Source organism: Micromonospora sp. NPDC005161 (assembly GCF_053599855.1).
The window spans coordinates 143,609-156,449 of the sequence record NZ_JBSFYQ010000010.1 but is presented as its reverse complement, the minus strand read 5'-3'; the positions used below and the strand labels follow the sequence as shown (position 1 = coordinate 156,449).

Genomic DNA, 12,841 nt, shown 5'->3' with positions numbered 1-12,841 from the left:
GAGGTCACGCTCCGGCCCGTGCTCAGCGGGTCGGGGTGGGGGTGACCGAGGGGGACGGGCCGGCGGTCGGGCCCTCCACCACGTGCCGTTCCAGGTTGACCTGGGCCTGCCCGGTGCCGCCGACGGTGATGTCGTCGTACGCCTGGAGCATCTTCTGCTGATCGAAGTAGAGCACGCTCATCGACAGCGGGGTCGGCTTCTCACCCTCCAGGCCGCGTAGCCCGGCGCCGCCGGTGGAGCCCTCCACCATCAGCGTGGTGGGCTGCTGCCCGGGGGCCTGGGGCAGCTTGGAGACCTGCCGGGCGTGGGTGTGCCCGGCCAGCACCAGCGGGCAGGTGCCGGCGAGCGGACCGGCCGAGGCCGGGTCGTGCACCAGCGCGATGTTCACCGGCCGCGGTGAGCGGCGCACCGTGGTGGCGAGCTGCTCGCCGGCTCCGATCACCTGGTCGGCCACCTGCTGGGTGAGCCCGCTGCCGGCCGGGGAGGTGTTCTTGTCCGGGGTGAAGCGCGGGTCGCCGATGCCGGCGATGGTCAGCCCGGCGACGGTGGTCGTCGTGTTGTTCAGCACGATCGCGTTCGGTTGGCGGGCCACCGCGGCGCCGGTCCGGCCGGAGTCGTGGTTGCCCCGGATGAAGACGTACGGCTTCTTCAGCAGGCCGATCGAGCCGACGAAGGACGCCTCCGGCTCGCTGCCCCAGTCGGTGATGTCCCCGGTGTCGATCACCACGTCGATGCCGAACTGCTCCACCACCGTCCGGATCAGCTGCCAGCCGGTCGGGTTGAGGTGCATGTCGGAGACGTGCAGCACCCGGGTGGTGCCCGGGGCCGGCTCGTACACCGGCAGCGCCGACACCGTGGTGTAGAGCTGGCTGACGTTGCCGACGATGCGTTGCAACTGCTCGGCGTACTTGGTGTAGTCGTTGGCGATGCGGCGGGCGTCACCGACGATGGCCGGCGCGTTGACCAGCAGCCCCTCGTAGCGCGGCTCCTCGATCGCCTGCGGACGCAGGGTGGCCGCCGCTGTGCCGAGGCTGCCGGCGGTGACCAGCAGCGCCAGCCCGCCCGCCCAGGCGGTGCGTCGTACGTCGCGGAAGGCCAGCCCGGCCAGGATCAGGGTGACCAGCACCGCCGAGGCGAGGGTCCGCAGGCCGAGCCGCATCACCCCGGACCGGACGTCCTCGACGGCGCTCTGGCTGGCCCGGCTGATGCTCGCCGGGTCGTCGAGGAGCGCCTCGGTGCGCCCCTGGTCCAGTGCGCCCAGTCGCACGGTGAGGTGCGTCGGCCCGTCGTGGCTGTCGAGCAGCAGCGCGCCGAGCGGCGGTACGTCGACGGTGGTGCCGCCCGCGCTGGCGGGGGTGAGGGTGAGGTTGGCCCGGAACGGCCCGATGTCGGTGTCCACCCGACCGCCGGCGAGCACCCCGAGCACCGCTCCGGCCAGGGCCACGGCGAGCACGGCGAGGATGACACCGGTGCGGCGTACGGGGCCGGGCCGGTTGGCCGACCGACCCACCGACCGGCGCGGCGCGGCGTCGGTCACCGGCTCGTCCCGGTCGCCGGTGCCGTCGTGCTGGTCGTCATGCTGCCCGTCCATGCTGAGAGTCTGACCTGCCCGTCGGAGGATCTTGGCGAACCTGACCGGATGGTGACGCGAATCAGCTGCGGCCGCCGTCGCCGCCGGCGAAGACCACCCGCAGGAGACGGTCGTCGTCGGCCGCCGGGTCGCCCCGCCCGTCATGGTTGGAGGTGCTCACCCAGAGTGACCCGTCTGGCGCGGCGGCCACCGCTCGCAGCCGGCCGTACCGGTTGGTGAGCAACTCGCTGGGCTGACCGAGCAGCGTGCCGGTGTCGGTCAGCTCCATCACCCAGAGCCGTTTGCCGCGCAGGCAGCCGGTGACCAGCAGTTGGTCGGTGGCGGCCAGACCGGAGCAGGACGCGTCCGAGGTCGCCCACTGGGTGATCGGGTCCGTGTACCGCTTGTCGCCGGCCCGCCCCTCGACCTGCGGCCAGCCGTAGTTGCCACCCTTGGTGATCTGGTTGATCTCGTCCCAGGTGTTCTGGCCGAACTCGACGGCGTACATCCGTTTGGCGGCGTCCCAGGCGAAGCCCTGCACGTTTCGGTGCCCGAGGGACCAGACCGGGGAGCCGGGGTACGGATTGCCCGCGGCGGGCTTGCCGTCCGGGGTGATCCGCAGGATCTTGCCGCCGAGGCTCTTCACGTCCTGCGAATTCGGGCGCTGCCCGGCGTCGCCCGTGCTGACGTAGAGCTGCCCGTCGGGGCCGAAGCCCAGCCCGCCGCCGTTGTGCACGTTGGCCTTCGGGATGCCGCTGAGGATCGAGGTGGGCTGCCCGCCGAGTCGCAACCGGACGACCCGGTTGTCCTGCTCGGCGGTGTAGTAGACGAACACCGTCCGGTCCCGGTCGTAGCCGGGGGAAACGGCGATGCCCAGGAGGCCGCCCTCGCCGGCCGCCGCGACGTCGGTGATGGTCTGCACGACCCGGACCCGCAGCCCGTCCGGCCCGGACTCGGGGCCGACCTGGAGGATCCGGCCGCTGTCCCGCTCGGTGACCAGCGCCCCGCCGTCCGGGAGGAAGGCGATGGCCCAGGGCACCCGCAGCCCCTTGGCGAGCACGGTCGCCACCGCCTGCTGGCCGGCGCCGCCGGGGCTGGCCGACGCCGACGGGGTCGGCAGGTTGGGCGGCTCACCGGCCGGGTCCGGCTCCGGCTCGCCGAAACTGCAACCGGCGGTGAGGAGCAGTGCCGCGCAGGACGCCGCGAGGGCCGCCCGGAAGCGGCGGGTGCGGAAGTACGGGGGACGGACGCTCACCCGGCCCAGGGTAGCCCGAAGGCCGGCCCGGCCGGGCCCGACGGGATCCGACCGGCGGTGCCGTCAGCCCGGGTGGCCCGCTCAGCGTGCCCGTGCGGCCAGCAGCGCGGTGTCGTCCTCACGGTGCCGGATCGAGGTGAGCAGCAGGTCGCACAGGTCGTCGAGGGGCAGCGTGTCGGTGCCGGTCAGCCGGGCCACCAGCTCGGCCAGCCCGTCGTCGATCGGCCGGTCCCGCCGTTCGATCAGCCCGTCGGTGTAGAGCAGGAGGGTGTCGCCGGAGGCCAGGCTGGTCGACCGGCTGGTTCGCCGCGACGGGCGAGCCAGGCCGAGCAGCGGCTCCGGCGGCGCTTCGAGGATCTCCACCGCCCCGCCGGCGCGGACGAGCAGGGCCGGCGGGTGCCCGGCGTTGCACCACGTCATCGCCCGGGTGCCGGAGCGCTCGGGGCAGATCCGGACCAGCGTCGCGGTGGCCGGAATCGGCAGCCGCAGGCCGCGCATCGTGCCGTCCAGGTGGGTCATCAGTTCGCCGACCGTGTCCGGCCGGCCGAACGCGTTGCCGCGTACCAGGTTGCGCAGCTGACCCATCGTCGCCGCCGCCTCGATGTCGTGCCCGGCGACGTCCCCGATCGCGACGATCAGATCCCCGTCGGGCTGGACGAAGGCGTCGTACCAGTCGCCGCCCACCTCCACCCGGTCGGCCGCCGGCTGGTAACGGGCCGCCAGCTCCAGCTCCGGTACGACCGGCAGCCGCGGCAGCATGCTGTGCTGGAGGACCTCGGCGACGTGCCGCTGTTCGCCGTACATCGAGCTGTTGCCGATCGCCTGCCCGGCCCGGCGGCCGATGTCGACCGCGGTGAGCAGGTCGCGGTCGTCGAACTGCTGGCGTCTGGGGTCGTTGACGAGGGTGATCGCGCCCAGCACGGTTCCGCCGGCGGCCCGCACCGGCACGGTCAGGTAGGAGGCGATGCCCAGGCGGTCGGCGATCGACGCCATCTCCGGGTTCGTGGTCCCTCGCGTCACGTCGGCCAGCGACGCCACGCCACCGAGTCGGGGCTGACCGGTCCGCAGCACCGCCCGGATGATCGACTCCGGGCTCAGCCCGGTACGCAGCAGCGTGGCGAAGCGGTCGATGTCCGCCGCGCGGGCCGGATCGCGGTGCACCGCGACCACCTCGCGGGGCAGGCCGGTCGGCCCGACCAGGGTGAGCAGGCACCAGTCGGCGAGCAGCGGCACCATGGTGGCGGCGAGCCGGCGCAACGCGGTGCCCACGTCCAGCGTGCCGGCCAGCGTCTCGCTCACCCCGGCGAGCAGTTCCAGCCGCTCGTGCGCCTGCACGACCCGCCGGCGGTCCTCCTGCGCGCCGTCCAGGGCGATCCGCAGCCGCAGTTCGGACGAGCAGGCGGCCGCCAGGTCGGCCAGCGTCCGCAGCTGCCCGGCGGTCCACACCCGCGGTTTGCTGTCGATGGCGCAGAGCGAGCCGAGCACCCGGCCGGAGAGGTCGGTCAGCGGCATCCCCGCGTACGCGACCACGCCGAGGTCGTCGATTGCCAGGTTGTCCCGTACCCGGGGGTAGAGCCGGGCGTCCGGCAGCACCATGGGCACCTCGATGTCCACCACGTGCTGGCAGAACGAGTGGCTCAACGGGGTGTGCCGGCGCTCCGCCCACGGATCCGGCAACCCGACCGCGCCCGGGAAGAACTGCCGGTCGGCGGTGACCAGGGAGACCAGCGCGACCGGGACGTCCAACAGGTCGCTGACCAGCCGGGCGAACCGTTCGAACGCCTCGTCCGGGGTGGCGCTCAGCCCGGTGTCGGCGAGCGCTCGCAACCGTGCCGGGTCGCTGAGCGCCGCGGGTGGGGCGATCACGCGCCGGGGGCGGGCGGGGGAGCCGTCGGTCATCGCGAACCTGTCTGCCGGGGTGGAGGCCGAACTGGGCTCCGAGCCTTCGTTATACCTCGCGCGCGCCCGGGTTTAACATCGCTGTGCCGAGGCTCGCTAACCCCCCGGCGCCACCCCCCCCCCGTTTGCCGCCGTGCCCGCACCCGCCGCCGCGGCGGGGGCTATCGTCGGCGGACGTGAAGGTATGGATCCCGCACCAGGTCGGCCTGAACCTCATCGACGAGCTGCCCCCGGACGTGACGGTGGAGGTCGTCGAGCGCGCCGACCGGCTGCCCTCGGCGGTGGCCGACGTGCGGTTCTGGGTGCCGCCGTTCCTGGCCGGTTCGGACGCGACGGCCCTGCTGCACGAGCTGCCCGATCTGGCGGCGGTGCAGCTGCTCTCCGCCGGGGCGGACGCCTGGGTCGGCCGGATGCCGCCCGGCGTCACGCTGTGCGACGCCCGGGGCGTGCACGACCCGTCCACCGCCGAGTGGGTCGTCACCGCGATCCTGGCCCAGCTGCGGGCGTTCCCGGTCTTCGTCCGGGCGCAGGCCGACCGGCGGTGGGCGTTCCAGGAGGCCGCCCCGACCGACGAGCTGACCGGCAAGCGGGTGCTCATCGTCGGGGCCGGGTCGATCGGCACCGCGGTACGGGACCGGCTCGCCCCGTTCCAGGTCAGCTTCACCCTGGTGGCGCGGACCGCCCGGCCCGGGCAGGGGGTGCACGGCGTCGAGGAGCTGCCCGGGCTGCTGCCCGAGGCCGACGTGGTGGTGGTGCTGGTGCCGCTCACCGACCAGACCCGCGGGCTTATCGACAAGGAGTTCCTCGCCGCGATGCCGGACGGGGCGCTGCTGGTCAACGCGGCCCGGGGGCCGGTGGCCCGTACCGACGCGCTCGTCGCCGAGCTGGGCACCGGCCGGATCTCGGCGGCGCTGGACGTCACCGACCCGGAACCGCTGCCCGCCGACTCTCCGCTCTGGACGATGCCGAACGTGCTGCTCACCCCGCACGTGGCCGGGTCGGTGCGGGGGCTGCTGCCGCGGGCCTACCGGCTGGTCGGCGATCAGGTGCGGCGGTTCGCCGCCGGCCAGCCGCTGATCAACACGGTGGTCGACGGGTACTGACGGGGGGTCTCAGCCGGCCGCGTCGGGCAGCGGCTGGCCGGTGGCGGCGACCAGGCGGGGCAGGTCCGCGCCGCGTACCGCCGGCAGGACGACCTGCTGGCCGTCGTCGAGCCGGGCGACCGCCCGACCGCGCGGGTCGGTGGCAAGCTCGACGACCCGGTCCCAGCCGATCCGGCGCTGCCCGGCCAGCGCCCGCAGGCGCAGCTCCCGGGCGTCGGCGTCGGTGCCGGCCCGCCAGGCCCACACCGCGACGGCGAGCGGGACGAGCAGCACCGGCAGCAGGTACGCCCGGGCGTTGGCCAGCGGCAGTGCGCCGATGAAGGCGATGACCGAGGCCACCAGGATGGCTTGGTTGTACCGGAAGCGGACGGTGTCGGGCGTACTCACCCTCTGATGATCCCACCACCGGCCGGTCCGGCTCGCGGCGGGCGGTGCCCGGCCGGCCCGTCAGGCCGTACAGTGACACGGGTCACTGGCTCCTTCGGGTGATCGATCCATAACCGATCTGGCCGCCGTTCGTTCTCGATTGTTGGGCAGCGGACCCGCAACGTCCGGTCGCCCACACCGCCGCACCGCCCCCGTGCCCCCTCACGAAGGCGACCGCCGTGCTCCTCGCGTACCCGTTCCGCCTCCTCGTCCCCCGCCGGGCGGCGCCGGAGGCCGCCGTATCCGCGGCGGTGGCGCTGCTCGTCCTCGCCGGTGCCGCTGACCTGGTCCCGACCTCGGTGGTGATCGCGCTGGCCGGTGGCGCGGGTGCCACGCTCGCCGGGGTGCGGCTCTCCCGGCTGGCGACCCGCCGCCCCGCCGACGCGTCGCCCACCCCGGCGTCGCCCACCGAGGCGTCGCCCACCGAGCTGTCGCCCGCCCAGCTGACGCCCGCCGACCCGTCGACCGCCGAACCCTGGCGCGCCGACCCACCGCTTGGTGGGCCGACCGCAGCCCATCCCGCTGCCGGGATGCCCACGCCTGGCGTGGGGGCGTCCTGCGGGGTGCCGGCGGCACGAGCGGCCGGGCGAGCCGCCCGGCGGCGTGCGGCGGGCGTACTGCTCGACGCGGCGGTGGTGGCGGCCGGGCTCACCGCCGCCGTGCTGCCGCTGGCCGCCACCGGGCACCGGACCGCCACGCTGACCGGGTTGCTGGTCTCGGCCGCCCTGTCCACGGCCGGACTGCGCCGGCTCCCCGGCCGGGCGCGGCCACCGGCCCGGGTCCGGCTGCGTCACCTGATCGAGGCGACCGGCCCGGCGGTGGGGCTGGCCCTCGCCGCCTGGCTGTTGCTGCCCCGCGACATCCTGCCGCTGCCCGGCCGGCTCGTCGCCGCCCTGGGGCTCGGCGGGCTGGGCATGGCCGCGCTCAGTGCGTTCACCGGCCCGCATCGGCGCTCGGGCGCCGCCATCTGCCGCGGTGGCGTTCTGCTCACCCTGGCCGGGCTGGCGCTGCTGGCGACCCTGCCGCCCGCGTCGGCCGGTCGGGCGGCACTGCTGGCCGTACCGCCGCTGGTGCTCGGAATGCTGCTCACCGCGCTCGGCGCGGGCGACGCGACGGATGCGGTCGGTGTGCAGCCGGCGGCGGGTGAGCACGTGTCCGCCTGGCCCCGGTCGGTGCTCCCGGCGGCGTTGCTGCTGCTGGCGGCGGGTCTGCACCTGGGCGCCGGCCGTTCACCGGACCGGATGAGCGTGCTGCTGGCCGTGGCCGCGGTGCCGCCACTGGTGCTGCGTGAGCTGCTGCGCTCCGGTGACGCGGCCACCCCCGACCGCCGTGCCGCACACCGCCGGCGTGCCGGCCGCGCCGTCCGGCACCGCCGCGCGACCCGCTGGCTCGGCGGGCCGGACGACGGGCCGGCCACCTCGAACGGCGCCGGCTCGACCTGGCCGCCCGACGGCGAGGTGTCGTGGTCGGCGCTCAGCCCCCGGTCCGTGTCGGCTGGCGACGGTCCCTGCAACCGGGCTGCCCTGCTGGATGCCCTCGCCTCGATCGGCGACGTGCCGGCGCCGGCCGGCGCGCTGCTGCTGGTCGACCTGCACGGCGCGGACGGAATCGGCCCGGCGGCCAGGGAGGACCTGCTGGCCGAGGCGGTCCGCCGGGCCCGCGCGGTCGTCGCCCCCGGTGACCTGGTCGCCGGCTGCGCGGGTGCCGGCTTCGCGGTGGTCACCGCCGCCGGCCCGGTTGTGGCGTACGCGTTGGGCACCCGACTGCTGACCGCGCTCACCCCGCCCTACCGGCTGGCCGGGACGGTGCTGCGGGTGCAGGCGAGCATCGGGCTGGCCGAGGTGAGCGGCGCCGGGCCGGCGGACGTGCTCCGCCAGGCCGAGCTGGCCCGGCGGCGGGCCGTGCAGCTGGGCCGGGACCGGGTCGAGTGGTACGACGCGTTCCTCGAGGAGCAGCTCGTCCGCCGGCTCGACCTGGAACGTGAGCTGCCGGGTGCGGTGGCCCGCGGCGAGCTGGATCTGGTCTACCAGCCGGTGCTCGACCTGGCCAGCCGGCAGCCGGTGGGTGCCGAGGCGCTGCTGCGCTGGCGCAGCCCGGCGCTCGGCACGGTGCTCCCGGCCGAGCTGCTGCCGGTCGCGGAGGACCTGGACCTGGTCGGCGAGCTGGAGTGGTGGGTGCTGGACCGGGCCTGCCGCCAGTTGGCCGACTGGTCGGCGGGCACCCGCGAGCTGTGGATGGCGGTCAACGTCACCACCCGGGAGTTGACCACACCCGACTTCGTGCAGCGTGCCGCGGCCGTACTGGCCGCGTACGGGGTGTCGCCGGAGCGGCTGGTGGTGGAGGTGGCCGAGCCGAGGGTCGCCGCCGACCTGCCGACCGTTGTGGCCCGGCTGGCCGGCCTGCGGTCGCTGGGCGTGCACACCGCGCTGGACGACTTCCGGGCCGAACACGCCTCGCTGGCCCAGTTGCGCCGGCTGCCGATCGACCTGCTCAAGGTAGGCCCGGAGCTGGTGGGCGCCCGACCGGACGGGCAGCCGCCGCTGATCGACGTGGTGGTCAACGTCGGCGAGCGGCTGGGGGTCGAGATCGTCGCCGAGGAGTTGGAGTCACCGGGCCAGGTCGAGGGGGCGCACCGGGCCGGCTGCCGGTACGGGCAGGGCTTCGCGCTGGCCCGCCCGGCGACCGCGGAGCGGGTCGAGGCGTACTTCGAGGAGTTTCCCTCGGCGTCCCGCTGACGACTCCCTGGGGTGAACCGGTTCACCTGTCGCGGGGCGGTGCGGTGCTGCCGCGCGGGGTGAGGTGCGGCGTCTCGTCCTGGACCCGGGTGGCCGGCTCTCCGGCGATGACGGCGAGAAGTTGCCGGGCGGCGTGCGCGCCGTACGCCGGGATGTCGCGGCCCAACGCGGTCAGTGACGGGTGCACCAGCCGGCAGAGCGGGGAGTCGTCCCAGGCCACGATGGACAGATCGCCCGGCACGGTGAGCCCCATCTCCTGGGCCACGGAGAGCCCGGCGATGGCCATCACGTCGTTGTCGTAGATGACCGCGGTGGGCCGTTGTGCGGAGCTGAGCAGGCGGCGGGTGGCTCGGCCGCCCTCCTCGCCGGTGTAGTCGGACCAGACGGTGACCGCGTCGACCAGGCCGAGCCGCCGGCACACCGCCGCGAAGGCCTCGGTGCGGATCTCGGTGTGCCGCAGGTCGGGCAGGCCGCCGACCCGGGCGATGCGCCGATGCCCGAGCGCGACCAGATACTCCACCGCCTCGGTCAGTGCGGCCGCGTCGTCGGACCAGACGCTGGCCAGGTCGCCGGTGCCGCCCGGCCCGCCGATCACCACCGCGGGTAGCTGGAGCTGTTCGAGAGCGGGGATGCGGTGGTCGTCGGTGCGCAGGTCGCAGACGAGTACGCCGTCCACCCGGCGTTCGCCCCACCAGCGTCGGTAGACCGCGATCTCGGCGTCCTGGTCGGCCACCACCTGCAGGGTCAGCGCGTACGAGCGGGCGGAGAGTTCCGCCTCGACGCCGCTGATCAACTCCATGAAGAAGGGCTCGATGCCCAGTATCCGGGCCGGCCGGCACAGCGCCAGGCCGACCGCCTCGGCGGTGGCGCCGGAGAGCGCCCGGGCGGCGCTGCTCGGGCTGAACCCGATCTCGGCGGCGATGGCCAGGATGCGCTGCCGGGTGGCCTCGGAGACGCCGGGCTGCCCGTTCAGCGCGTACGACACGGCGCCCTTGGACACCCCGGCGCGTCGGGCGACGTCGGCGATGGTCGGCCGCTTCACCGGCGTGCTCCTTTGCTCTCCGCCCCCACGGGCCGGGTCTTCTGGCCTGCCGCCACACGCGCGGCCCGGCCAGCGGGGCGCGGGGCGTGTCGGCGGCATCAACCTAGCGCAACCGGTGCCGGTGGTTGATGACCGGCGTCCACGTTCCACGCCGTCATTCGGTGCGACGTGCTTGCACGGTTCAGCGTACCGATGGTTGCTCGATGTCGGGGTGGGGGCCGGCCCGCCGAGCTGCGGCGGAAGGCGCTCTACCACGCATGTTCGCGCTCCCACGGGTCCTTTCGAGCGCCGGACGAGCATGTCGTAACAAGCCGTTGACACCCCCGGAACCGGCCCGTACGGTGGCCTCACTTATCCGGTTCAGTCAACGTCTCTCGATCCCGGGAGCGTTCCCATTTGCTCGGAGGATGCCATGAAACGGTCCTGGACCCGATGGGCCCGCGCCGTCGCCGCGGGCACGGTCGGCCTCGCGCTGGTCGCCGCGTGCAGCGGCAAGAGCGGGCAGGATTCCGGCGCGACGGACGGCCAGGTCACCCTGAAAATCAACTTCTGGGGCGACTTCGGCCTCCAGGACCTCAAGACGAAGTACGAGGCGGCCAACCCGAACGTCAAGATCCAGCTGAACTCCGGCGAGTACAACGCCCAGCACGAGGACCTGCAGAAGAAGCTGGTCGCCGGCTCAGGCGCGGCCGACATCGCGGCCATCGACGAGGGCTTCATGGTGCAGTTCCGTAGCCAGTCGGACAAGTTCGTCAACCTGCTGGACAAGGGTGCCGGCTCGTACGAGAGCAAGTACCTGCCCTGGAAGTGGAAGCAGTCGCTCTCCGCCGACGGCAAGACCCAGATCGGCCTCGGCACCGACACCGGCGGCCTGGCCATGTGCTACCGCACCGACCTGTTCAAGGCCGCCGGGCTGCCCACCGAGCGCGACCAGGTCTCCGCTCTCTGGCCCACCTGGGACAAATTCATCGAGGTCGGCCAGCAGTACACCGGCAAGACCAACAAGAAGTTCATCGACGCCGGCAGCAACCTGTTCAACCCGATCCTCGGCCAGCAGCCGGTCGGCTTCTACAACGAGCAGGACCAGCTCCAGATGGAGCAGGGTCCGAAGATCGCCTTCGACTACACCATCAAGGCGATCCAGGCCGGCCTCTCCGCCAACCTGGCCAGCTTCCAGGCCGACTGGGACAAGGGCTTCACCAGCGGCTCCTTTGCCGTGCTCGCCTGCCCGGCGTGGATGCTCGGGCACATCAAGGACACCGCCCCCGGCACCGAGGGCAAGTGGGACATCGCCGCGGTGCCCGGTGGCGGCGGCAACTGGGGCGGCTCGTTCCTGACCATCCCCAAGCAGAGCAAGCACGTCGACGAGGCGTACAAGCTGCTGGAGTGGCTGGTGCAGCCGGAGCAGCAGATCGAGATCTTCAAGAAGGTCGGCAACCTGCCCTCACAGCCGGCCCTCTACAGCGACCCGGCCATCGCCGACTTCACGAACCCGTTCTTCAGCAACGCGCCGGTCGGGCAGATCTTCCCGAAGATGGCGCAGGGCCTCACGCCGCAGTACCTGGGCAAGAAGAACGGGCCGACCCGGGTGGCGGTGGAGAACGTGCTGACCCGCGTGCAGAACAAGACCCTCAAGCCGGAGACCGCCTGGGCCGAGGCGATCAAGGAAGCCGAGAAGGCCAGCAGGTCCTGAGCCGTCGGCGCGGGGGCGCGCCGGGCACCACGCCGCCCCCGCGCCGCCCGCGCGCGTACCCCGTCTCTTCGGCCCTGGAGTGTCCCGATGTCCACCACCCGCGCCGTGCCCGCGTCGTCGGGCCGCCGAGCCGCCGCCGGGCGGCACGGTCACGGCACCGACCCGGACCACCATCGACCCAGCTGGCGGGACCGGTTGTACCGCTTCGACATGCGCTACATGCCGTACGTGTTGATCGCGCCCTTCTTCCTGATCTTCCTGGTCTTCGGGCTGTTCCCGCTCGTGTTCAACGGCGTCGTCGCGCTGCGCAACTATCGACTGGACGATCCGACGCTGACCGGCTGGGCCGGCCTGGCCAACTTCCGCCAGCTCTTCGGCGACGAGGATTTCTGGAACGCCCTCTACAACACCTTCGGCATCTTCCTGCTCTCGTCGGTGCCGCAGCTGCTGCTCGCGTTGATCGTGGCCTCGCTGCTCAACCGCCGGCTGTGGGCGCAGACCTGGTGGCGGGTGGGCGTGCTGCTGCCGTACGTCACCCCGATCGTCGCCTCGACGATGGTGTTCAGCGTCTTCTTCTCCCGCGACTTCGGGATGGCCAACTGGGTGCTCGGCCTCTTCGGCATCGGCGGCGACGAGCCGATCAACTGGCGGGCCGACAAGCTGCACGCCTGGATCGCCATCGCCACGATGGTCAACTGGAAGTGGATCGGCTACAACGCACTGCTCTACCTGGCCGCCATGCAGTCCATCCCGCGCGACGTCTACGAGGCCGCCGCGGTCGACGGGGCCGGCCCGTGGCGGCAGCTCTGGCGGATCACCGTGCCGATGATCCAGCCGGTGGTCGTCTTCACCGTCATCCTCTCCACCATCGGCGGGTTCCAGCTCTTCATCGAGCCGATGCTGTTCGACCTCAACTCCCAGGCCGCCACCGGCGGACCCAACGGCGAGTGGCAGACCATCGCCCAGCTGATCTACAAGGTCGGCTGGAAGGACCTCAACCTGGGCTACGCCGCCGCGATGAGCTGGGCGCTCTTCCTGATCATCCTGGTCGTGGCGGGGATCAACACGCTGCTGACCAACCGACTCTCCGGAGGGCGATCCAGGTGAGCGCCGTCGAC

The 12,841-nt window shown here is 73.4% G+C and carries 9 protein-coding genes; 4 read left to right on the top strand and 5 right to left on the bottom strand.

Annotation, left to right across the window (positions count from 1 at the left end):
- Window positions 1–22: 22 nt before the first annotated feature.
- The 3 genes from ACWD5O_RS12790 to ACWD5O_RS12780 form a co-directional block, all read right to left on the bottom strand.
- On the bottom strand, window positions 23–1,591 hold the full coding sequence (locus tag ACWD5O_RS12790; protein WP_450085353.1) for a metallophosphoesterase: 1,569 nt from the start codon (window positions 1,589–1,591) through the stop codon (window positions 23–25).
- Between the two features lie 61 nt (window positions 1,592–1,652).
- Window positions 1,653–2,825: a PQQ-dependent sugar dehydrogenase gene (locus ACWD5O_RS12785; protein ID WP_450085352.1), complete on the bottom strand. Its 1,173-nt coding sequence runs from the start codon at window positions 2,823–2,825 to the stop codon at window positions 1,653–1,655.
- A gap of 81 nt (window positions 2,826–2,906) precedes the next feature.
- Entirely contained in the window at window positions 2,907–4,724 is a 1,818-nt protein-coding gene (locus ACWD5O_RS12780; RefSeq protein ID WP_450085351.1) for a SpoIIE family protein phosphatase, read from the bottom strand.
- A 176-nt stretch (window positions 4,725–4,900) separates the two neighbouring features.
- On the opposite strand from ACWD5O_RS12780, the gene ACWD5O_RS12775 reads away from it, so the two are divergent.
- On the top strand, window positions 4,901–5,827 hold the full coding sequence (locus ACWD5O_RS12775) for a 2-hydroxyacid dehydrogenase (RefSeq protein ID WP_450085350.1): 927 nt from the start codon (window positions 4,901–4,903) through the stop codon (window positions 5,825–5,827).
- Window positions 5,828–5,836: 9 nt separating this feature from the next.
- On the opposite strand, the gene ACWD5O_RS12770 is transcribed toward ACWD5O_RS12775, so the two are convergent.
- Window positions 5,837–6,214, bottom strand: coding sequence for a PH domain-containing protein (locus tag ACWD5O_RS12770; protein WP_354967005.1), 378 nt, complete (start codon window positions 6,212–6,214; stop codon window positions 5,837–5,839).
- Between the two features lie 218 nt (window positions 6,215–6,432).
- Between ACWD5O_RS12770 and ACWD5O_RS12765 the strand changes: the two genes are divergently transcribed.
- Window positions 6,433–8,988 (top strand): EAL domain-containing protein, encoded by a 2,556-nt coding sequence (locus ACWD5O_RS12765; protein ID WP_450085349.1) that lies wholly within the window; start codon window positions 6,433–6,435, stop codon window positions 8,986–8,988.
- Window positions 8,989–9,010: 22 nt separating this feature from the next.
- Here ACWD5O_RS12765 and ACWD5O_RS12760 read toward each other — a convergent pair whose 3' ends face one another.
- Window positions 9,011–10,030, bottom strand: a complete 1,020-nt coding sequence (locus ACWD5O_RS12760) for a LacI family DNA-binding transcriptional regulator (protein WP_450085348.1) — start codon at window positions 10,028–10,030, stop codon at window positions 9,011–9,013.
- A gap of 412 nt (window positions 10,031–10,442) precedes the next feature.
- On the opposite strand from ACWD5O_RS12760, the gene ACWD5O_RS12755 reads away from it, so the two are divergent.
- Both ACWD5O_RS12755 and ACWD5O_RS12750 read left to right on the top strand, forming a co-directional pair.
- Window positions 10,443–11,723: an ABC transporter substrate-binding protein gene (locus ACWD5O_RS12755; RefSeq protein WP_450085347.1), complete on the top strand. Its 1,281-nt coding sequence runs from the start codon at window positions 10,443–10,445 to the stop codon at window positions 11,721–11,723.
- A gap of 87 nt (window positions 11,724–11,810) precedes the next feature.
- A complete protein-coding gene (locus ACWD5O_RS12750; protein ID WP_450085346.1) occupies window positions 11,811–12,830 on the top strand; it encodes a carbohydrate ABC transporter permease in 1,020 nt (339 codons plus the stop codon).
- Window positions 12,831–12,841: the final 11 nt, after the last annotated feature.

Coding starts and splice junctions, on each gene's coding strand:
- ACWD5O_RS12780 (WP_450085351.1), bottom strand. CDS start 4,724: ATGACCGACGGCTCCCCCGCCCGCCCCCGGCGCGTGATCGCCCCACCC.
- ACWD5O_RS12755 (WP_450085347.1), top strand. CDS start 10,443: ATGAAACGGTCCTGGACCCGATGGGCCCGCGCCGTCGCCGCGGGCACG.
- ACWD5O_RS12750 (WP_450085346.1), top strand. CDS start 11,811: ATGTCCACCACCCGCGCCGTGCCCGCGTCGTCGGGCCGCCGAGCCGCC.
- ACWD5O_RS12790 (WP_450085353.1), bottom strand. CDS start 1,591: ATGGACGGGCAGCATGACGACCAGCACGACGGCACCGGCGACCGGGAC.